Annotated in this window: 18 protein-coding genes; 3 read left to right on the top strand and 15 right to left on the bottom strand. The window is 64.2% G+C overall.

The window, feature by feature from the left end:
- Positions 1 to 149: 149 nt before the first annotated feature.
- Positions 150 to 1,133 carry a sugar-binding transcriptional regulator gene (locus ABD283_RS07195; RefSeq protein ID WP_344224304.1) on the top strand — a complete coding sequence of 328 codons (984 nt, stop codon included), beginning with the start codon at positions 150 to 152 and terminating at the stop codon, positions 1,131 to 1,133.
- Here ABD283_RS07195 and ABD283_RS07190 read toward each other — a convergent pair.
- The 6 genes from ABD283_RS07190 to hisS form a co-directional block, all read right to left on the bottom strand.
- Complete coding sequence (locus ABD283_RS07190) at positions 1,130 to 2,626, bottom strand: replication-associated recombination protein A (RefSeq protein ID WP_344224303.1); 1,497 nt, start codon at positions 2,624 to 2,626, stop codon at positions 1,130 to 1,132. The genes ABD283_RS07195 and ABD283_RS07190 overlap by 4 nt on opposite strands.
- Before the next feature lie 216 nt (positions 2,627 to 2,842).
- Positions 2,843 to 3,295 (bottom strand): D-aminoacyl-tRNA deacylase, encoded by a 453-nt coding sequence (gene dtd / locus ABD283_RS07185; protein ID WP_344224301.1) that lies wholly within the window; start codon positions 3,293 to 3,295, stop codon positions 2,843 to 2,845.
- A gap of 97 nt (positions 3,296 to 3,392) precedes the next feature.
- Positions 3,393 to 4,274, bottom strand: a complete 882-nt coding sequence (locus tag ABD283_RS07180) for a class II glutamine amidotransferase (protein ID WP_344224299.1) — start codon at positions 4,272 to 4,274, stop codon at positions 3,393 to 3,395.
- Positions 4,275 to 4,320: 46 nt separating this feature from the next.
- Complete coding sequence (locus ABD283_RS07175; protein ID WP_344224297.1) at positions 4,321 to 5,538, bottom strand: MFS transporter; 1,218 nt, start codon at positions 5,536 to 5,538, stop codon at positions 4,321 to 4,323.
- Positions 5,539 to 5,573: 35 nt separating this feature from the next.
- Positions 5,574 to 7,415 carry an aspartate--tRNA ligase gene (gene aspS, locus ABD283_RS07170; RefSeq protein ID WP_344224296.1) on the bottom strand — a complete coding sequence of 614 codons (1,842 nt, stop codon included), beginning with the start codon at positions 7,413 to 7,415 and terminating at the stop codon, positions 5,574 to 5,576.
- Between the two features lie 111 nt (positions 7,416 to 7,526).
- Positions 7,527 to 8,882, bottom strand: coding sequence for a histidine--tRNA ligase (gene hisS, locus ABD283_RS07165; RefSeq protein ID WP_344224295.1), 1,356 nt, complete (start codon positions 8,880 to 8,882; stop codon positions 7,527 to 7,529).
- Between the two features lie 218 nt (positions 8,883 to 9,100).
- Between hisS and ABD283_RS07160 the strand changes: the two genes are divergently transcribed.
- On the top strand, positions 9,101 to 10,636 hold the full coding sequence (locus tag ABD283_RS07160) for a DUF349 domain-containing protein (RefSeq protein ID WP_344224294.1): 1,536 nt from the start codon (positions 9,101 to 9,103) through the stop codon (positions 10,634 to 10,636).
- A 183-nt stretch (positions 10,637 to 10,819) separates the two neighbouring features.
- Complete coding sequence (locus ABD283_RS07155; protein ID WP_344224293.1) at positions 10,820 to 11,395, top strand: hypothetical protein; 576 nt, start codon at positions 10,820 to 10,822, stop codon at positions 11,393 to 11,395.
- Here the strand turns inward: ABD283_RS07155 and ABD283_RS07150 are convergent.
- From ABD283_RS07150 to ABD283_RS07110, 9 genes are all read right to left on the bottom strand, one after another.
- Entirely contained in the window at positions 11,374 to 13,785 is a 2,412-nt protein-coding gene (locus ABD283_RS07150; protein WP_344224292.1) for a RelA/SpoT family protein, read from the bottom strand. The two genes, ABD283_RS07155 and ABD283_RS07150, sit on opposite strands and share 22 nt — an antisense overlap.
- Before the next feature lie 133 nt (positions 13,786 to 13,918).
- Complete coding sequence (secF, locus tag ABD283_RS07145; RefSeq protein WP_344224291.1) at positions 13,919 to 14,965, bottom strand: protein translocase subunit SecF; 1,047 nt, start codon at positions 14,963 to 14,965, stop codon at positions 13,919 to 13,921.
- A complete protein-coding gene (secD, locus tag ABD283_RS07140) occupies positions 14,962 to 16,806 on the bottom strand; it encodes a protein translocase subunit SecD (RefSeq protein ID WP_344224290.1) in 1,845 nt (614 codons plus the stop codon). Before secD ends, secF begins: the two co-directional genes overlap by 4 nt.
- A 107-nt stretch (positions 16,807 to 16,913) precedes the next feature.
- Complete coding sequence (locus ABD283_RS07135) at positions 16,914 to 17,477, bottom strand: preprotein translocase subunit YajC (RefSeq protein WP_344224289.1); 564 nt, start codon at positions 17,475 to 17,477, stop codon at positions 16,914 to 16,916.
- 125 nt (positions 17,478 to 17,602) lie between these two features.
- Entirely contained in the window at positions 17,603 to 18,727 is a 1,125-nt protein-coding gene (ruvB, locus tag ABD283_RS07130) for a Holliday junction branch migration DNA helicase RuvB (RefSeq protein WP_344224288.1), read from the bottom strand.
- Positions 18,727 to 19,371 (bottom strand): Holliday junction branch migration protein RuvA, encoded by a 645-nt coding sequence (gene ruvA / locus ABD283_RS07125; RefSeq protein WP_344224287.1) that lies wholly within the window; start codon positions 19,369 to 19,371, stop codon positions 18,727 to 18,729. Before ruvA ends, ruvB begins: the two co-directional genes overlap by 1 nt.
- 116 nt (positions 19,372 to 19,487) lie before the next feature.
- Positions 19,488 to 20,159, bottom strand: coding sequence for a crossover junction endodeoxyribonuclease RuvC (ruvC, locus tag ABD283_RS07120; RefSeq protein WP_344224285.1), 672 nt, complete (start codon positions 20,157 to 20,159; stop codon positions 19,488 to 19,490).
- A 7-nt stretch (positions 20,160 to 20,166) separates the two neighbouring features.
- Positions 20,167 to 20,928, bottom strand: a complete 762-nt coding sequence (locus ABD283_RS07115; protein WP_344224284.1) for a YebC/PmpR family DNA-binding transcriptional regulator — start codon at positions 20,926 to 20,928, stop codon at positions 20,167 to 20,169.
- A gap of 106 nt (positions 20,929 to 21,034) precedes the next feature.
- Positions 21,035 to 21,766 (bottom strand): type 1 glutamine amidotransferase, encoded by a 732-nt coding sequence (locus ABD283_RS07110; protein WP_344224283.1) that lies wholly within the window; start codon positions 21,764 to 21,766, stop codon positions 21,035 to 21,037.
- Between the last annotated feature and the right edge of the window lie 5 nt (positions 21,767 to 21,771).

Below are 21,771 nucleotides of genomic sequence, written 5' to 3'. Positions count from 1 at the left end.
TCCGGATGTGGTGCATGGCTTCTTAGGAGACCACGCTACGGCGCGGCATGTGATCTACGTCCCATTGGGCGCGCCTGCGCACTACCATGCCTCGCCATTGCACGTATGCTCAACTCCAATGCACGTATGTGCAGCAGGAAGAAGGGGCCATGCACGACGATTCACTGCTTTATCAAGTCGCGGAACTCTACTTCGTGCAGGACATGACCATGGGTGCGGTGGCAGACCGGTTCGGCTTCTCCCGCTCCACCGTGTCGCGCATGCTTTCGGAGGCCAAGAGTCGAGGGATCGTGAAAATCTCACTGCGGCCCCCGGAGAATCCGCCCGATCGCCTGTCACGCAGGTTCAAGGACATCTTCGGAGTCACCGCCCACATCGCGGGAACCCAGCGTTCATCCCCTGGCGGTCAGCGGCTGGAGGCCGTGTCCCGTTACGCGGCCAGCCTGCTCACGGAGTGGGTCGAGGACGGCTCGGTACTCGGAGTTGCGTGGGGCACCACCACGTCGAGCATTGCCGCGAACCTGCGTCAGAGCGATGCGCAAGACGTCACGGTGGTTCAGCTCAACGGCGCTGCGGGTCCCCGCACCACGGGCGCCGGAACCTCTACTCCCCTGCTGTCCACTATGGCCACTGCGTTCAACGCGGAGCTCTATCCGTTCCCCACCCCGGCATTCTTTGATCTGGAGGAAACTCGCACCCTGCTGTGGAAAGAGTCCTCCGTGCGGCGCATTCTGGCCGTCCGTGCATCCGTGGACCTGGCCGTTTTCAGCGTGGGCGCTTTTCAGGGACCCGTGCTCTCCCAGGTGTACACGGAAGGGCACTTCACCCACGCCGCCCTGCTCAGCCTCAACGAGAACCGTGTGGTGGGCGACATCTGCACGGTGTTCATTCGTGAAGACGGGAGTTATGCGGATATCGATGTGAACCGCAGGGCATCCGGACCCACGCCATCGGATTTGGCGCGGATTCCACGCCGCCTGTGTGTGGTTTCCGGGCGTCACAAGGTGCGTGGAATCCTGGGCGCGCTCCGTTCAGGTGCCGTGACCGATCTCGTGATCGACGATCTCACCGCCAAGGACGTGCTCGATTACGTCGAACCGGCCGGAAGGTTGGTCAGGCAGCGGGACGCTTAGTCACGGTCCCCGCGGACCATGCCGCGCAGGATGTCCACGCGGTGTGAAAGCTGTTTTTCGTGGCCGTACATCGTGGGCCGGTAGTAGTCCTTGCCCACCAACACGTCCGGTGGATACTGCTGCGAAGCCACAGCATTGGGTTGATCGTGAGCGTAAAGATAACCGTCCCCGTGTCCCAGGGCTGCTGCTCCCTTGTAGTGGCCGTCCCGCAGATGAATGGGTACGGGTCCGGCCTTACCCGCCCGGACATCCGCAATGGCCTCGTTGATCGCAAGGTACGAGGCATTGGATTTGGGCGAAGTGGCCAGATGAGTGACCGCTTGCGCCAACGGAATGCGGCCTTCCGGCATACCGATCATCTGCACGGCCTGTGCCGCCGCTAACGCGGTTTGTAAGGCGGTGGGGTCGGCCATGCCGATGTCCTCGGAAGCAGAAATGATCAGCCGGCGGGCAATGAACCGCGGATCCTCCCCCGCCTCGATCATGCGAGCCAGGTAGTGCATGGCCGCGTCCACATCGGATCCTCGAATGGACTTGATGAACGCGCTGATCACGTCGTAGTGCTGATCGCCCTGCTTGTCGTAGCGCACTGCCGCCCGATTGAGGGCCTCCTCGGCGTGCTCGAGCGTGATGGTCACCGGTGCAACGGCGCTCGCTTCCTCGGATTCGTCAGCTTCCTCGGGGCCCTCGCCCTTGAACCCCCCGCTGCCGCTCGAGGCCCCGCCGCCAGCGGACTCCTCTTCGGTATGCGGGTCATTTCGGGCGTGGGAAAAAGCGACGCCTGCGGAAGCGTCTAGCGATGTCAGCGCCTTGCGGGCATCACCGCCGGCCATGTCGAGCAGGTGATTCTTGGCGTCGTCGTTGAGGGCGACCTCGCCGTTGAGGCCTCGCCTGTCTACAACCGCGCGATCGAGCAGTTCCTCGATGTCGGAGCGTTCAAGGGGCTGCAGCGTGAGCATGAGTGAGCGGGAGAGCAATGGGGAAATCACCGAGAACGACGGATTCTCGGTTGTCGCTGCCACCAGGATGACCCAGCCGTTCTCCACTCCGGGCAGCAGCGCATCCTGTTGAGCCTTGGTGAAGCGATGGATCTCGTCCAGAAACAGTACGGTGCTGCGCCCGTGTAGATCACGGTCGGTCAGGGCCTCATCCATCACACGGCGGACGTCTTTCACACCCGCGGTGATCGCGGACAGTTCCACGAACTTGGTGCCGTGGCCACGCGCAATCACGTGCGCGATGGTGGTCTTCCCGGTCCCCGGCGGCCCCCACAGAATGATGGAATTCGGACCGGCCGGACCGGCGTCCGTTCCCGCCAGCACGCGCAACGGGGAACCTGCGCGCAAGAGGTGTTTTTGACCGACCACTTCGTCCAGGGTGCGCGGGCGCATCCTCACGGCCAGCGGTGCCCGACCCCGCCCGCGACTCGGCGCAGGGGTGTCCTCCCGGTCGGGCTCGTCCGGGTCGGGAAGATCAAACAGCGAATTGCTCACGGCACCGAGACTATCGGGGCGGTCCGACACGTATCCGCACGGACGGTAGACGTGTCATGTGAGGAAACTGCAGTGTCCCGGCCTGAGGTGAGGAACATGCACATCGGCGGCGACTTTTACGCTCTTTCCTCCCCTGAGGCCACCACGCTGCATGTTCATCACCTGAGACTGCACCGCACGCCCACTCGTTCAATGGCTCACGTGAAGGCTCAGGGTTCACTGCCTCCGCGGGCGGTCCAACTCATCGCTGTCCACAATGATGGTCACGGGCCCGTCGTTGATCAGCTCGACCTCCATGTGGGCTCCGAAGACACCGGTTTCCACGGCCACGCCGGTTTCGCGTAACGACGCGACGAACTGGTCGAACAGTGGCTCACTGACGTCACCCGGTGCGGCCGCGGACCATGAGGGTCGCCGCCCCTTTCGCACATCGGCATACAGAGTGAATTGGCTGACTGCCAACACCGGGGCGGACAGATCCGCGCAGGACTTCTCCCCCGGCAAGATCCGGAGGGTTGCGATCTTCTCCGCCAGCTTCTTGGCGGTCTCCGCAGTGTCCTGGTGAGTCACGCCCACCAGAGCCAGCAGCCCAGGTCCACTGATCTCACCAGTGACCGAGCCGTCTACCGTGACGGACGCCCTGGACACGGTTTGCAACACAATCCTCATGAGGCCAGTCCATCACACCCTGGGCTCTCGACTGACGAACCGGCCAGCTCACACCCGGCTCAGCAAGGCCGCAATGGCGTGTTTGACCGTTCTGTCCTCACTCCGCACCCTGCGCTGTGGCCGCATGACCGAGGTCGTCATGACTGATCTGGTGGGCGGGAGCCGGCAGCTCCAGGTCGATCATCTCGAAAGCATCCCCCGGGCCGGCATGCAGCGCCCAACCCGGCGTGATCATCTTCCATTGCGACTCCTCGGTCATGCGTTCACTGGCCACCACGGTGACGGTATTGATCGTGGGATCCAGCCCCTGCACTGTCCAGAACGACGAGGTGAGCCGCACCGATGCCACGTCGGACTCCGCCGGGTGCGAACCCGTGCCCCTCTGCCCTGTGAGGTACCACAGCGGGTTGGTGTCCGGATAGCGCACCGCCCACACCTCGTGCGACGTGGCCACGACACAGTTGAGGCAGTAGACGGCCAGGTTCTCCGCCAGCCAGGCCAGGCAATGGCGCAAGGCACGAGCTACATCCTTTGGAGTTTCCCGCAGATAAGACGTCAGCAGGGCAAAATATCGCTCGCTGTCCGTGCTCCCGAGCACCACGTCAGCTACATCCCGGCGCTCGAGCTCTCGGTCGAGCACGTCAAGGGAGCGAATCACCCCGTTGTGGGCGAACATCCGCCCCTCCTGCTCGAATGGATGCGTATTGGCCACGCTCAGCACGCCCTCGGTAGCGAAGCGCACGTGGGCAACGAAACTCGTACCGGTCAAGGACTGTGCCGCGCGAGCGAACTCCGGGTCCAGATAGGCAGCCAGTGAGGATCTCACGAGGTGCGGTTCGCCGTTCGGCGCGAAGGTTCCGATACCGGCACCGTCGGGCTGTTGGCGGCTCTGACGAGATAACGAATCGGGGGCGTTCAACAACCAGAACGAACAGGTTTGCGGCTGCGCTCCGGTGTGGAGCCCGAACAGTCGACACACGGCAACCTCCCGGGAGGTATTGCGCGCGGTGCGCGTGTCTTCGAGCCTACTCCTGCTCTACACGGGCGGGGCTGGGGCGATCTTCCAGGAACCGCCGGCGCCCCGTCAGCAACACCCCCGCGGTCAGTGCGATCAGCATGAGCCACAGGTAACCGAACGAGGTCCACCATGACCCGCCCCACGTGAACAGCACTCCGAAGATCAGAGGCCCGACACAGCCCGCCAGGTATCCCACGCCCTGGCCGAATCCGGACAGTGCCCCCGCCCCGGCCGTGGTGCGTGTTCGGGCGTTGATGAGCGTGAGCGCCAGTGGGAACGACGCCTGCGCCAACCCGAAGATCGTGATCCACACCCACACGGCATCCAGCGGTCCCCATTGCGCCGTTGGCCACAACAGCAGACCGAGATACCCCAGTGCGTACAGGGCCACTGCGGTGAGCCCCAACCCCGTGGTGCGAGACAGCCGCCGAACCAGCAGCGGCACCACCAGGCTCACGGGTATCCCCAGGATCGCGTAATAGGCGAGCATGAGTCCGGCCTGGTGTTCGGTGAACCCGTAGCCGCCGATCACGCGCGGCAACCACGTGAACATCGAGAACGTATTGGACGAGGTCCCCACGAACAGCAGCACCAGTCCCCAGCCGATCGGGGATCTCCACGGCTTTACTGGTGCTTCAGCCGGGTCCGGCACGCCCGACGACGACGCCGCCCGCGCACCTTCTCGACGCACGCTCACCCACATGAGCAGCCACGGGATGAACGCAGCGAGCGAGAAGACCGCCCACGAGCCGACCGAGAAACGCCACCCGGCGGCGTCGGCAAGGGGTACGGCAAAGAACGGGGCGGCAGCCGTGGACAGCCCCAGGAGCATTGAATAGATCGCGGTGAGCGGGGCGATGTGTTCTCGGAAGTACTTCTTGATGATGGGCGGCAGCGTCACATTGCCAATGCCCAGCCCGATCATGATGAGCAGTGAGAACCCCAGGAAGGGTCCGGTCGAGGTACTTGCGGCGCGGGCTACGGAGCCGAAGGCGGCCAGCGCGCATGCCACGGTGAGAAGTGCTTCGAGGCTGACCCGACGCATAACCGCGGCCGTCAACAGACCCGTGAGGGCGAAGCCCAACGTGGGGAACATGGCGAGCAACCCGGTGGAGGTGGGGTCCAGGGCGATGTCCTCGCGCACCCGATCCAACACGGGTGACACGCCGGAAACAGCAAGCCGCAGGGAAAAGGCGGACAGCACAATGCCGGCCAGGGCAATCAAGCCCCGGCCGGCAAAGCTACTGTGTCGCGTGCGTGCTACTTGGAATCGCCCTTCGAGTCGGCTTCTGTCTGACCGGCGTCGGACTTCTCGGCTGCGGACTTCTCGGCCTTCTGGCCCTTGGGCTCGGGCTTGGCGTCCACGCCGGCTTCCTTGCGCTGCTGCGCGGTGATCGGAGCGGGAGCGGCGGTCAGCGGGTCGTAGCCGTTACCGGTCTTGGGGAACGCGATGACGTCGCGAATGGAATCGGTACCGGCCAGCAGGGCCACCACGCGGTCCCAGCCGAAGGCAATACCACCGTGCGGGGGCGCACCGAACTGGAAGGCGTCCAGCAGGAAGCCGAACTTCTCCTGAGCTTCCTCCTGGGACAGGCCCATTACGCGGAACACGCGGTCCTGCACGTCGCGGCGGTGGATACGGATGGAACCGCCGCCGATCTCGTTGCCGTTGCACACGATGTCGTACGCGTAGGCGAGGGCCTCGCCGGGGTTGGTATCGAAGGTGTCCAAGAACTCGGGCTTGGGGGAGGTGAACGCGTGGTGCACCGCGGTCCAGGCTCCGGAGCCCACGGCCACGTCGCCGGATTCCACGGCGTCAGCGGCGGGTTCGAACAGCGGTGCGTCCACGATCCAGACGAAGGCCCAGGCGTCGTCGTCGATCAGACCGGTGCGGTGACCGATTTCGACACGCGCGGCACCGAGCAGGGCACGGGAGGGCTTGGCCTCACCAGCGGCGAAGAAGACGCAGTCGCCTTCCTTGGCGCCAACGGCCTCCGCGAGACCGGCCTTCTCCTCGTCGGAGATGTTCTTGGCCACGGGACCAGTGATCTCGCCGCCTTCCTTGAACAGCATGTAAGCCAGTCCGCGGGCGCCGCGCTGCTTGGCCCATTCCTGCCAGGCATCGAGCTGACGGCGCGGCTGGGAGGCACCGCCGGGCATGACCACGGCGCCCACGTAGGGGGCCTGGAACACGCGGAACGGAGTGTCCTTGAAGTACTCGGTGAGGTCGGTGAGCTTGAGGTCGAAGCGCAGGTCCGGCTTGTCCGTGCCGTAGTCGGCCATGGCCTGGGCGTAGGTCATGCGCTGGATGGGCGTGGGAATCTCCACGTCGATCAGCGACCACAGGGACTTCACGATGGCCTCGCCCAGGGCGATGATGTCGTCCTCTTCCACGAAGGATGCCTCAACATCCAACTGGGTGAACTCGGGCTGACGGTCCGCGCGGAAGTCCTCGTCGCGGTAGCAGCGGGCGATCTGGAAGTACTTCTCGATGCCGCCCACTTGCAGCAACTGCTTGAACAGCTGCGGGGACTGGGGCAGCGCGTACCACGAACCCGGTGAGAGCCGAGCCGGGACCACGAAGTCGCGGGCACCCTCGGGGGTGGAACGGGTCAGCGTGGGAGTCTCGACCTCCAGGAAGCCCTGGTCGTGGAGCAGGTTGCGGGCCACGCGGTTGACCTCGGAACGCAGGCGCATGATGCGAGCGGGCTCGGGGCGGCGCAGGTCCAGGTAGCGGTACTTCAAGCGCGCTTCCTCACCGACCTCCACGTGCTCGTCGATCTGGAAGGGCAGCGCAGCGGAGGTGTTGAGTACGGTCAGCTCGTCGACCATGACCTCGACCTCGCCGGAGGGCAAGTTGGGGTTCTCGTTGCCCTCGGGGCGGCTCTCCACCTTGCCGGTGACCTGCAGGACGAATTCGTTGCGCAGCTGGTGGAACTCCGCCTCGTCCCGCACCACGATCTGCGCCACGCCGGAAGCGTCGCGCAGATCGACGAACGCCACACCACCGTGGTCACGGCGGCGGTCCACCCAACCGGCCAGCGTGACCGTTTCGCCGATGTTCTGGGCGCTCAATGATCCGAGTTCGTGCGTTCGCAGCAAGAAATATCCACCTTTTCGTGTCTGGGGTGTTGGCTCGACCGGTGCGTTCTCCGGCCGGTGGGCCGGGCGCGGCTCGGTGGCCGGGTCAGTCTGAGTGAAAGTCTACAAGTCTCAGGCGGTCTCGGTGGCCGCGACCGTGGGGTGCAGGTCCTCCTGCGGGGGCTGCCAAGCCGCGGGATCCGCGGTGACCTGTTCGCCGGAACGGATGTCCTTGACCTCGTGCGTCACGGAGCCGCCCTCCTGCGCGGTGGAGAACCACACGAACGGAATGCCACGTCGCTCGGCGTAGCGGATCTGCTTGCCGAACTTCTGCGGCGAGGCCGCCACTTCGGTTGCGATGCCACGGGCACGCAGTTGCCCGGCCACGTCCTGAGCCGCGGACCAGGACTCGTCATCGTTGAGTGCCACGAGCACGGCCGAGGGCACGGCGCGCGAGGCCTTGGCCATGTTCTGCGACAGAACGCGGGTGACCAGGCGGGTCACACCAATGGACAGACCCACGCCGGGGAAGTTCTTCTTACCGGTGGAGGCCAGGGATTCGTAACGGCCACCGGAGCACACGGAGCCCAACTGTTCATGGCCCACGAGGACCGTTTCGTAGACGGTTCCGGTGTAGTAGTCGAGGCCCCGGGCGATCGAGAGATCCGCGTTGACCTTGCCCGGAGCACGTCGAGCTGCCTCGCCCACGACCTCGGCAAGTTCGCTCAAGCCCTCTTCCAACAGCTCGTTGCTCACGCCCAGTGCGCGGACCTGCTCCACGAAGGACGTGTCCTCGGTGCGAATACTCGCAAGATCCAGGGCCGACGCCGCTTGTTCGGCGCTCGCGCCCACGTTCGCCTGCAGGTTCGCGATCACGGCGTCGCGGCCGATCTTCTCGAGCTTGTCGATCTCGCGCAGAACTGCGGGGGCGTCGTCCAGGCCGATGCCGCGGTAGAAACCTTCGGCGAGCTTGCGGTTGTTCACGCGCAGGACGAAGGGCGGGATGGGCAGCCGGGACAGCGCCTCGATCATCACCAGTGCAAGTTCCACGTCATAGCGGAAGGCCAGGGTGCCGTCACCCACCACATCGATATCGGCCTGGGTGAACTCACGTGCACGGCCCTCCTGCGGACGTTCGCCTCTCCAGACCTTCTGGATCTGGTAGCGGCGGAACGGGAAAGTCAGGTAGCCGTTGTTCTCCACGACGTATCGGGCGAACGGGACCGTGAGGTCGAAGTGCAGCGCGAGAGCGCCCTCCTTGGGAGACTTCTCGTCCTCGTCCTGCTGCAGCCGGGACACGCCGTACACCTCTTTGTCGATCTCCCCCTTGCGCAGCAACTGCTCCACGGTTTCCACGGCACGGGTCTCGATAGATGAGAAGCCGTGCAGTTCAAAGGTGCGGCGCAACTCGTCCAGGACATGTTGCTCCACAATCCGCTCTTCCGGAAGCCATTCGGGGAAACCGGACAGGGATGTGGTGCGGGCCATGGGTGAGTTCTCCTTGGTGCGAATGCGGGGTCTCGACGCGCGATCCGGGACCCGGTCATGGGAAGGCCCCGAGCGACGTCGTGGTGTGTGCTGCCATTCTAGGACGCCTCGGTCGATAGGATGGCCGTATCGATGACCGATTCCATGCGCCGTGTGACGAACGCCCGCTTTTCTGGGCCTCGCTGCGCAGTCATGGACGTGGAGAGAGAGTTTTAGCGGTGACAGAACGTCCTGAATCCGACGACCGGCCCCAGACCCCCGAGGCGGCTCCCGTGCCAACTCCCCCGGCGAAACCCGCCAAACCCGCGGCACCTGCCACTCCGGCCAAGCCCGCGACTCCTGCAAACGTTGCACCCCAGCCCCCGGCCGGTGCCGTCCCCGCGCCCTCCGGCCCCGCACCTGCGGCTCCCGTGGTGGCTCCAGCTCAGCCGGCCCAGTCCGCTCCGGCCACGTCCGCTCCCGCCCAGGAGGCAGCCAAGCCCGCTCTGGCGACCCCGGACTCGGTGGCGCGTGCCAAGCAGCACGGCCGCGCGGACGAGAACGGCACCGTGTACGTGACCGTGGACGGTGAAGAGCACGAGTGCGGCCAGTTCCCGAACGCCACTCAGGACGAGGCCATTGCGTACTTCGCCCGAAAGTTCGACGACGCCGAAGCCCAGGTGGACCTTCTCGAGCAGCGTCTTGCGGCCAAGGCCCCGACCACCGACATGCGTAAGACCGTGGCACACGTGCGTGAGCAGGTGGCGGCCCGTGGCATGGTTGGTGACCTGGCCGGCCTTTCCGCGCGCCTTGATGCCCTGGACACCGCGATCGGACAAGCCGAGACCCGTGAGAAGGAAGAGCAGCAGAAGGCCAAGGCCGAGCATCTGGCTCAGCGCACCGCGATTGTGGAGGCCGCCGAAAAGGTTGCGGGACAGGATCCCGAGAAAACCCAGTGGAAGCACTCGTCCGAGCGGATGGGCGAGCTCTTCGACCAGTGGAAAGCACATCAACGCTCCGGCGTGCGCCTGTCCAAGTCCGATGAGGAGTCCCTGTGGAAGCGCTTCCGTAAGGCTCGTACCACGTTCGACCGGCACCGCAAGGCGTTCTTCTCCAAACTCGATGAGACCAACGCCAAGGCGAAACGCGCCAAGGAAGCGCTGATTGCCGAGGCCGAGTCGCTGTCGAACTCCACCGATTGGGGACCCACCGCCTCCAAGTACCGCGACCTCATGGACCGTTGGAAGGCCTCACCGCGTGCCTCCCGCAAGGACGACGACGCTCTGTGGTCTCGTTTCCGCGCGGCCCAGGACGTGTTCTTCGACGCACGCAAGGCCGCCAACGAGCAGATCGATCAGGAATTCGAAGCGAACCTGGTGGTCAAGGAGCAGCTGCTGGCCGAAGCCAAGAAGATCCTCCCGGTCAAGAACCTGGACCGGGCGAAGAAGGAACTGGCAACCATCCAGACACGCTGGGAGGAAGCAGGTAAGGTCCCGCGCGCCCACATGCGTCGCGTGGAGAACGAACTGCGCTCGGTCGAGGATGCCGTCAAGAAGGCCGAGGACGACCAGTGGCGCCGCAGCGACCCCGAAACCAAGGCCCGCTCCAACTCCATGCTGACCCAACTCGAGAACAAGATCGCGGACCAGAAAGCCGCAATCGAGGCCGCACGTGCCTCAGGTAACGAGAAGAAGGCAGCCAACCTGGAGAAGGACCTCGCCACGAGCGAGCAGTGGCTGGCCACGTTGCAGGCATCAGCGTCCGAACTGAACTGATACGGAGCGGTTCGAGCTGATTCGAACTGCACAGTGAACGGGGATGGTTCCAGTTGTCCACAACTGGAACCATCCCCGTTTTCATAACCCGGGGTCATCGGTTCAGATGGGGTCATGACACCGCCGCGATCCACTGAAGTTGCCCATCCTGTCCCGTCCCCCTGGGGGTCGGGACGTGTCTCGGTGTTGCTGCCCGGAGAGCCGTTCGGCGGAGCCGAGCTGGCGGCCATGGTCTCGGACGGGATCCTGAACAGAATTCTGCTCGACGCGCACGTTCCCGTGGGCACGGCACTGACGCGGCCCACCAAACTGCATGTACTTCGCTCTGTCATTCCACCGCATCTGCAACGGCGCGGTGTACTGGGCAGACTGGGGGCCGCCTGGTTCTACGATTGCGCCAAGGTGCCGGACCCACTACCGATCCTCGTGGCCAAGGAGGCCCGGACAACCACCACACTCCCCCGTGGCTTCAGTCTGCACCAGACCGCCTTCAACACCTTTGATCGCGTGATTCACGAAGACCTCGCGGTGACCAGCCCCCTGCGTACAGCCGTGGACGTTGCCCTGCATGTACCCGGGGCGGATGGCACCAGGGCACTGCACTGGCTCATGGCCTCACCCCACCTGCACTGCCCACCAGAGTTGGTCCTGGCCGCCTTGGATGCCGTGGGAAAGAAACCCGGACGCCGGCAGGCCGTGGCCAGGGTGCGGAAGGTCGGGCGAGCGGTCGAACGCGACTACGAAGCCACCGGGCGGTGACCCGAGGTGCGGTACACGTCGTACACGCCATCAATTCCGCGCACCTGATTGAGCACGTGATCCAGGTAGCGGGTGTCACCCATCTCGAAGGCAAAGCGGGAAATGGCCAAGCGGGACCGGGAGGTGTGCACCTGCGCGGACAGGATGTTCACGTGGTTCTCCGACAGCACGCGGGTGACGTCGAGCAACAACGAATGGCGATCAAGGGCCTCGACCTGGATCTCCACCAGGAACAGGGAGGACTGCGTGGGAGCCCAGCTGACTTCCTTGACCCGGGGGTCCTCGGAGGACAAGAGGGGCTTCATGTTGTTGCAGTCCTTGCGGTGCACGGAGATACCGGCACCGCGCGTCACGAACCCCACGATCTCGTCCGGGGGAACCGGTGTGCAGCAGCGCGCCAGTTTGACGTACACGTCCGACATGCCCTGGACCACCACGCCCGAATCGGACACCGTGGCTCGAGCCGGGGCGGTGACCTTGGTGGTCTCGGCGAAGTCCTCTTCGGTCCCCTCAGCCCCGCCATGGTGCTCGATGAGCTTCTCCACGACCTGCTGAGCATTGATCGCGTCATTACCGAGCGCCTCGTACAGCGCCGCAACGTCCGAACGATTGAAGTCCTGCGCAACCGACACGAGCGACTCGTGGGTCACCGTACGTTGCAGGGGTAGGTGATGCTTGCGGAGCGCCTTGGTGAGAAGCTCCTTGCCGCGTTCGATCGCCTCTTCGCGGCGTTCCTTGGAATACCACTGTCGGATCTTGGTGCGCGCCCGCGGGGATCCCACGAACTTGAGCCAGTCCTGCGAGGGTGAGGCCGATTCGGACTTGGACGTCAGAATCTCTACGCGGTCACCGTGCTGGAGTTTGGAGGACAGCGGCACCAATTTACCGTTGACCCGCGCTCCGATGGTGTGATTACCCACCTCGGTGTGCACGGAATAGGCGAAGTCCACCGGTGTGGACCCCGTGGGCAGGGCCATGACCTCGCCTTTGGGCGTAAACACGTACACCTCGGCGGTGTTGATCTGATACCGCAACGAGTCCAGGAAGTCCGAGGAATCCTTGGCTTCCTCCTGCCACGAAACCAGCGAGCTGAGCCAGTTCAGCTCGCCCTCCTTGGCCTTGGGCGTAGCAGAGTTGGCCTGATTGACCTGGTTCTTGTACTTCCAGTGCGCGGCCACACCGTATTCGGCACGATGGTGCATTTCGTGCGTGCGGATCTGGATCTCCACCGGGCGCCCGTTGGGACCGATCACCGTGGTGTGCAGTGACTGGTACATGTTGAATTTGGGCATGGCGATGTAGTCCTTGAAGCGGCCCGGCAGGGGGCTCCACTTCGCGTGCAGGACACCGAGTGCCGCATAGCATTCGCGCACCGAGTTCACGAGCACGCGTGCCGCCTGCAGGTCATGGATCTCATCGAAATCCTTACCCCGCACGATCATCTTCTGGTAAATCGAGTAGTAGTGCTTGGGGCGGCCGGTGATCGTTGCATCGATGCCGGACTTGTCCAGTTCCTCCGCGATCAACCCGCGAATCTCGGCCAGGTTGCGTTCACGTTCCGGTGTGCGTTCGCCCACCATGCGCACGATCTCGTCGTAGACCTTGGGGTACAACGCGGAGAACGAGAGATCCTCGAGTTCCCACTTGATGGTGTTCATACCCAATCGGTGCGCGAGCGGGGCAAAGATTTCCAGGGTCTCGCGGGCCTTCTTGGACGATGAGGACGAGGACACGAACCGCCACGTGCGCGCATTGTGCAACCGGTCGGCCAACTTGATGACCAGCACGCGAATGTCCTTGGCCATGGCCACGATCATCTTGCGCACGGTCTCCGCCTGGGCGTTTTCGCCGTACTGGATCTTGTCCAGTTTGGTCACGCCGTCCACGAGTGCGGCGACCTCTTCGCCGAAGTCCTCCGTGAGCTGTTCCAGCGAATAGCTGGTGTCCTCCACGGTGTCGTGTAGTAGTCCCGCCACCAGCGTGGCACCGGTCATACCGAGTTCGGCGAGGATCGTGGTGACCGCTACCGGGTGGGTGATGTACGGGTCCCCCGACTTGCGCTTCTGCCCCTCGTGATACGAATCGGCCACCGCAAAGGCGCGCTCCAGGACGGATAGGTCCTCATCAGGATGCGTAACACTCACGGTGCGCAACAACGGCACCAGAACGGGCGAACCGGGAACTGACTCCCCCGTCAACGCGGACAATGTGGAGCGTGTTCGTTCACTGCGGCCCGGGAAAACCGCGCGCCCGAACACCGGACGGGAAGCAGGCAACACGAAGTGTGTACCCGCTGATTCGATCCTGGAGCTGGCGGATCCCGCCGGGCTGTCATTCGGGTTCTGAGGCACGGAATTCTTTGCGCTCTGAGCATCCGACTCTGTCGTCATGGTTCCACAGCCTCCTCACGGATCACCGCTGGCCGGGACATGATTACTGCGCCCGGTGCGCTAAGTCATCAAGTCTAATAGCACGCCCCCGCACCTTACGGTACGGGGGCGAGTGTAACGGAGGTTTGGCCTGTTATTCGCGCGGACCGGCCTGAACCGGGTCTGCCGTCACGGGCGCACCTTCCGTCTGACGCGAGTCCAGGACCTTGCGCTCCTGATCGCGCACGGCGGGTTCGAGCCCGCGCAGCCACGAGTACATCGGGGCGGCCACGAACATGGTCGCCGCGGTGCCCACGATGATGCCCACGAACAACGACAGGGACAAGTCCTTCAGGGTACCCGCGCCCAGGAGGTAGGCACCGATGAACAAGATGGCGCCCACGGGCAAAATGCCGACCACCGACGTGTTGATCGAACGAACCAGGGTCTGGTTGACCGCCAAGTTGATTTGTTCCGAGAACGTCCGTTTGGCTCTCTCCTCCGGGGCGGTTCCGCTCAGCAGTCCCTTGGTGTTTTCACGCACCTTGTCGAAGACCACCACCGAGTCGTAGAGCGAGTAGGACAGCACGGTCAGGAATCCGATCACTGCGGACGGTGTGACCTCGAAATCGACCAGCGAGTAGACGCCCGCGGTAATCAGGATGGTTGCCATCATGGCCGCCACCGCGGACACGGACATCTTCCATGTTCTGAAGTACAGGGCCATGAGCACCGTGGCCAGCAACACGAAGACCAGCAGACCCCACAGGGCCTGTTGGGTCACGCCCTGACCCCACGTGGGGCCCACGAAGTTGGACGTGACCTGGTCATCGGAAGCGCCGTAGGCGTCCTGCAGGGCGTCCTTGACGGCCAGTGTCTGATCGTCGTTGAGCTGTTCAGTCTGCACGCGCACGGTGCCGGGCGCGATATTAGTCACGGTCACGCCGCTGGCGTCCGAAGATTCCGCCACGGCCTCCTCACCGGTCTGGACGTCCGTATTCTCGATCCCGGAGACCGTGAACTCAGACCCACCGGTGAAGTCGATGCCCAGGTTGAATCCGCCCTTGACCACCGGGATCAACATGGATATCACTACGAGGGCCAAGGTCAGGGAGAGCCACAGCCGGCGCTTCTGCACGAACGGGTATGACTTACGACCACTGTGGAGGTCGTTACCGAAGCTTGCGAGTCGGTTGCTCATCGGGTGCTCCCCTCGGTCTGTTCGGTCTGGTCCACTGCGCTGGATCCGCCGGATTCGGCGGGCCCGGCCGCGGCGCCGTCGCCCTGGGTTTCGGCCGCCTTTTGACGACGACGTCGCTCGGCAATAGTCAGTCCGTCGCTGTCCTCGGGGCTACGCACCCGCCCAGCGCCACGGTAGAAGGGCACGGCGTCGAGGGCTTCCGGATCGAGACCGGAGTTCTTGGCGCCCTCGCCGAAGTACTTGGTGCGGGTCAGCAGGACCATGATCGGGTGGGTGAACAAGAACACCACGAGCAAGTCGGCTATCGCGGTGAGGCCCAGGGTGAACGCGAATCCTCGCACGTTGCCCACGGCCACGAAGTAGAGCACGACCGCCGCAAGCAGGTTCACGGCCTTGGCGGCAAGCACCGTTTGACGCGCTCGTTTCCAACCGTGATCCACCGCGGCCGGGATACTTCTGCCCGCGCGGATCTCATCCCTGATGCGTTCGAAGTAGACGATGAACGAGTCCGCCGTCTGGCCGATGGCCACGATCAAACCGGCCACGCCGGCCAAGGACAGCCGGTAGTTGGCGCTCCAGCCCAACAGGGTGATCGCGAAGTAGGTGATCAGACCCGCAACCAAGAGTGACGAAATGGTCACCAGGCCGAGCCAGCGGTACTGGAACATCGAATAGACGCACACCAGTACCAGACCCACCAGGCCCGCGATGATGCCCATGCGCAGCTGATTATTGCCGAGTGTCGCAGAAATCTGCTGTTCGGATTCGATGCTGAAGCTCACCGGGAGCGCACCGTACTTGAGCTGCTCGGAGAGGAATTGTGCGTCCTCTTCCGTGAAGGAACCGGTGATCTGGGCGCTGCCATCGTTGATGACCGCGTTCATCGACGGCGCGGAAATCACCGTGCCGTCGAGCAGGATCGCGAACTGTGACCGGGGGTCACCCTGCTGGGACTGGCCGATCTGGTAGAGCCGTTCCGAGAGTTCCTTGAAAGTCTGGGTTCCCTCGGAGTTGAACTGCAGGTTCACGGCGTACTGACCCGTGGACATGCCCTGCTGGTTGGTCGCCGTGCCGTAGGAGGCATCGTCGATATCGGTGCCGGGGATCTCCAACGGGCCCAGAATGTACTTGGCGTTGTTCGCCGGGTCGCAGGCCACTACGGCCTTCTCAGGGTCCTGAGCCTTGCGCTCCTCCTGGGGGCGCTGCGCCGAGCAATCCAGGGCTTCGAACTCCTTGACCAATTCGGGGGTGACCCAGTTGGGGTCCGAGGAATCGGTGGGTTCGGCATCCGGTTCCGGGATGTCCTCGATCGGTGTGCGCTGGTCCTTCGGGGTGGGAGCACCTTCCGAAGTGGTGATCACCGGGCGGAACGCCATCTGTGCGGAGGTCTGAATCAGGTCCCGAGTCTCCGAGGAGGGAACACCCGGCATGGAGACCACGATGTTCGAGCCCGACTGCGTGCTGATCTCTGCTTCCGAGACACCCGTGCCGTCCACGCGCTGACGGATGATCTCAACGGCCTGGTCAAGTTGCTCCTGTGAGATCTCCTGACCGTCCTGAGCCTCCTGCAGCTCCGGAGACAGCACCATTTGCGTGCCACCTTCCAGATCCAGGGCCAACTTGGGATCCCAGCCGGTCCGGTCAGTGGTGACACCGTAGATCAAGATGCCCGCCAGGGCGATGGTCAGCACCGCCAGGGCCACAAGACCGCGTTTGGCCGTGCTCACGGCCGCTTGAGATCCCGAACGCACCGAGCGTGGCCCGCGTGAGGCGGCCTTGGAGCTGGATTTCTTCGACTCGTCGGTGCCCGAACGGCCCGAGGTGTCTTTGTCTGATGCCATGTCTGTCCTTCAACAACGCACGGTCGGTGCGGCTGCTGAGCAGGCCGCGCCGGGATCCGGTCATGAGAAACGGGCCGATGCTCTCGGCCCGTGTCTCACGTACTTCTTCAGTTGATGTCGTTATCGCGGCGGTTGTCGCGCCACGTGCCACGCGGTGCGTCATCGCCCGGGACGTCCTTACCCGAGGTGGTGTTACCCGCTGCAGTATCGCCGGGGACGTTGTCTCCGGGCAGGTCGTGCTCGCGATCACCGTAGGACTCCTGTGCGCCGCCCGCTGCGGTGGAGCCTTCGCCGTCGACAGCGCCGTTCTGCGCAATGGCGGCATTCTCGGTGGCGGGATCGTCGAGGATCGTGGTGACGGTCTGGGTGTGTACGGTCACGGAGGTACCCGGGGAGACTTCCAGAACGGCCTTGTTCTCATCGCGGTCAATGGACAGGACCGTGCCGTACAGACCGAAGCTGGTCATCACACGCGTGCCGGGTTCCATGGTCGCCTGCTTGGCCTTGATCTGGGCCTGAGCCTTCTTCTGGCGGCGCATGGGCAGCCACAGCAGCAACACCATCACCACGAGCATGACGGGAAGGAACCAGGCGGTGCCGCCCCCGCCTGACTGCTGGGCCTGGGCAAGAAGTTGCTCGGAGAGAATCACGGAATTCCGTTCTGTAGACAATGTTGGCTTCTGTGTGGTCGAAGCTACCGCGTGAAGTCGCGACAGTCACCACAGGGATCCGGTCAAGTCTAGGGGATTCAGCTGGTCGCGCGCTGAACCACGACAGAGGGAGCCTGCGGAACCGATCAGAAGGCGCCGGGCTGACCTTCCTGCCCGGCCCGTTCTTGCTCCGGAGGCTCCGTGGCCAACGCGGTCCGCAAGGCGGGATCCTTGAAGGCCGCGTGATCGGGAACGTTGAGTCCCAGGTGTTCCCACGCCGCCGCCATGGCAATCCGTCCGCGCGGAGTTCGGCCCAGGAGACCCTCGCGCACGAGGAACGGTTCCGCCACGGTCTCAACCGTCTCGGTCTCCTCACCCACGGCGATGGCCAGCGTTGAGAGTCCCACCGGTCCCCCGTTGAACTTGGTGACCAGAGCAGAAAGAACGTTGCGGTCCAACCGGTCCAGCCCCCTGACGTCGACCTCGTACATGTCCAGTGCGGCGCCGGCGGTACGAGCATCGATGCGATCCACACCGTGCACCAGCGCCCAGTCACGGACCCGCCGAAGCAGTCGGTTGGCGATTCGAGGGGTGCCGCGGGAACGAGAAGCGACCTCGTAGAAGCCCTCGGAGGTCATGTTCAAATCCAACAGACCGGCCGACCTGCGCAGTACGAGTTCGAGTTCGGGAACCGAATAGAACTCCAAGTGACCGGTGAAACCGAAACGATCGCGCAGCGGACCGGGCAGCAAACCCGCACGCGTAGTGGCACCCACCAGGGTGAACGGAGGGAGGTCCAGCGGTATGGACGTGGCGCCGGCACCCTTGCCCACCACAATGTCAACGCGGAAATCCTCCATGGCCATGTAGAGCATTTCCTCCGCGGGCCGGGACATGCGGTGGATCTCATCAAGGAACAGCACTTCACCGTGGGTCAGCGAGGACAGGATGGCCGCCAGATCTCCGGCGTGCTGAATGGCCGGGCCGGATGAAATCCGCAGGGGAACATCCAGTTCCTGGGCAATGATCATCGCCAGTGTGGTCTTACCCAACCCCGGGGGTCCTGACAGCAACACGTGGTCCGCGGTGCGCCCGCGCAGTTTGGACGCTTCCAGCACGAGGGACAGTTGCGCGCGCACGCGCTTCTGCCCCACGAAATCGTCAAGGGTGCCTGGCCGCAAGCTCGCTTCGAGTTGCTGATCGTCCAGATCGCCTTCCGCGCCGACCAATCGTTGTTCCCCTTGCACGGCACCGCGCTCTTCGTAGGCCATCAGGACCGCCCTCGGCTACGTGCGTGGCTCGTGCCCTTGGCAGTGCCCAACCAAGACAACACCGCTCGCAGGATTTCCGCGACGTTCCCGGAATCCGCCAACTCAGGCTGGGTCTCCAGGGCATCGTCAATACCGCGGGTGGCGTCCTTCTCGCTCCAGCCCAGTCCCACGAGGGCGTCCATGACTTGTTCGCGCCACACCTGCACCTGCGGTTGAGCTGCTGGGCTTTCCTTTGGCTCCGGCAGGACGAGCTTGTCGGCCAGTTCCAAGACGATCCGGCGTGCTGATTTGGGTCCGATTCCCGGGACCGCGGTGAAGGCCTTGTCATCTCCGGTGGCAATGGCTCGGCGGGTCTCGTCCGGTCCGAGCACGGACACCGCGGCCAACGCAGTACGCGGCCCCACTCCGGAGACCCCGAGCATGACCGTGAAGACTTCCTTCTCATCCGCTCCGGCGAAACCGAATAACAACGGCGCTTCGTCCTTGCGGGCAATGTAGGCGGTGTGCAGGTGCACCGTGGCGCCCGTGCGCAGCCCCGCCAAGGTATGCGGGCTGGCTTGGACCTCGATACCGAAGCCCGAGACTTCCACAACCGCCTGTGTGGCGCCCACGAAGCGCACCTCACCGGTCACCGAAGCAATCACTGGGCGGCTCCCGTCATGCGGGATGTTCCCGCCATCGATTCGAACATGTATACGAACTGCAGCACGGCATCACTCTAACAACTCCCGCGGACACGCACAGTCAGTACCCAGCGCCATCAGCGGCGAGGCAACCGCCCGGCCCTCGGGGCCTTCGGCTGACGCGAGGCAGCTTCTGCTTGTTTCCAGGCCTCCTGAGCCGGAGTGAGTCCGGCGGCGCGCACCGAGGAAGGACGTGAACCCGAATGCGTAGAGGTTTTGGCCGCCGCATTCATCCCTGCCATTCCGCCTCGCCACCCGTGGCACACGGCCAACGCCAGGGCATCGGCGGCGTCGGCCGGTCGCGGTGGTGCTTCCAGGCGCAGAATTCGGACCACCATGCGGTTGACCGATTCTTTGTCCGCAGAGCCGTCCCCGGTTACCGCTGCCTTGACCTCGGACGGGGTGTGCCACGCGACGGGGATCTTCCGCCGCGCGGCCGCGGCAATCACCACACCGGTGGCCTGGGCGGTACCCACCACCGTGGGGGCGTTGTTCTGCGCGAACACGCGTTCAACCGCTACGACGTCCGGGGAGAACCGGTCCATGAGCGCCTCGGCGCTCTCCATGATGGCCAGGACACGGTTTTCCAGGGCCTCGTGTGCCTTGGTCCCGCTCACCTGCACGTGCACAAACGTTCCCGTGCGGTTGGCCGACATGTCCACCACGGCAAAGCCGCAACGGGTCAGCCCCGGGTCCACCGCCAAAATGCGCTGTCCCGGGGCCGATCCGGTGGTCGAGCTGAGTGACACGAAGGGCTCAGTCCTCGTCTTCGAGCTCCGCGATCACGGACTCGGGGATGTTCGCGTTCGAATAGACGTTCTGCACGTCATCGAGTTCTTCGATCGCGTCCGCGAGCTTCAGGAACTTCTTGGCGCCCTCGGCATCCAGGTCCACCTTCATGGTGGGGCGGAACTGCGGGTCGTCATTGTTGTAGTCCAGACCGGCTTCCTCGAGCGCCTTACGGATCTCGGGCAGGTCGGTGGCCTCGCTGACCACTTCGAAGACCTCGGATTCTTCGATGACCTCGTCAGCGCCCGCATCGAGCACGGCCATCAGGACGTCGTCCTCGGAGAGGCCGTCGGTCTTGGTCACCTCGGCCACGCCCTTGCGCTCGAAGAGATAGGCCACCGATCCTGAATCGGCCATCGTACCGCCGTGACGGGTCACGGCCACGCGCACCTCGGAGGCCGCTCGGTTCTTGTTGTCAGTCAGGCACTCGATGTACAACGCGGTGCCCTGGGGGCCGCGAGCTTCGTACAGGATCTCCGAGTAATCGATGGTCTCGCCGGTCAGGCCGGCACCGCGCTTGATGGCGCGATCAATGTTGTCGTTGGGCACGGAGTTCTTCTTGGCCTTGGACACGGCCAGGTCCAGTGCCGGGTTACCCGCGGTGTCCGCGCCACCCATGCGGGCGGCCACCTCGATGCCCTTGATGTACTTGGCGAAGGCCTTGGCGCGCTTGGCGTCGATCGCAGCCTTCTTGTGCTTGGTCGTGGCCCATTTGGAGTGACCTGACATCGAGTACCTCCTAGAAGTTGTGTGCATCCGGTACTGCAGTACCGGACCTACGTTTGGCAATTATTTTAGCGATTCATCAGGACCCTTCGAACTGGGCCCCGGTTCACTAGCGGGGTCTGGTCTGAGCGACGGCGCGTGCCTGCTCGGTGTACGTGTCGTCCAGCGGTGTGACCGCGAACTGATTGCCGCGAGTCTCCACCGCGGTCCGCAGCAGGAAGTCGGCCAGCGCCGGGTTCTTGGGCAACAGCGAACCGTGCAGGTAACTGCCCAGCACGTTGTGGGTGCGGGCACCTTCAGTCCGGTCTTCACCGTTGTTGCCGGCGCCGCTGACCACGGTGGCCAACGGGGCTTGTTCCGCGCCCAACGTGGTCAGACCCGAGTGGTTCTCGTATCCGATGATCGTGCCGAAATCCGGGGACTCGGTCACGATGTTGCCGATCAGCCGCTCCGGGCCACCGATCGTTTCCAGATCGAACATCTCGATTCCGCGCAGGGTCTCTCCCCCGCCGGTTCGGAACTCCTTGCCGAATAATTGGTACAGACCACAGATCACGAGCATGGGCGTACCGGCCTCGGCGGCCTCGTGCAGCTTGGGCGAGATGCGCGCAAGATCTTCGGCCACACGGAATTGTCCGGAGTCCTGACCGCCACCGCCCACGAAGAGGTCCGCGTCATCCGGCCAAGGATCACCCGGGTTGTAATCATGGATGCGCACCTCGTAGCCGTAGCGTTCGGCCCTGCGCTTGAGGGTCAGGGTGTTACCCCAGTCCCCATAGATGTTCATGTCCCGTGGATACAGCTGGACGATGTCCAGGGAACCCAAGTGTTCCTGATTCATGATCG

It is taken from the genome of Kocuria atrinae, from assembly GCF_039531425.1.
Lineage (GTDB): Bacteria > Actinomycetota > Actinomycetes > Actinomycetales > Micrococcaceae > Kocuria > Kocuria atrinae.
The sequence above is the reverse complement of the archived record's forward strand: the minus strand, read 5'-3'. Positions and strand labels throughout refer to the sequence as shown.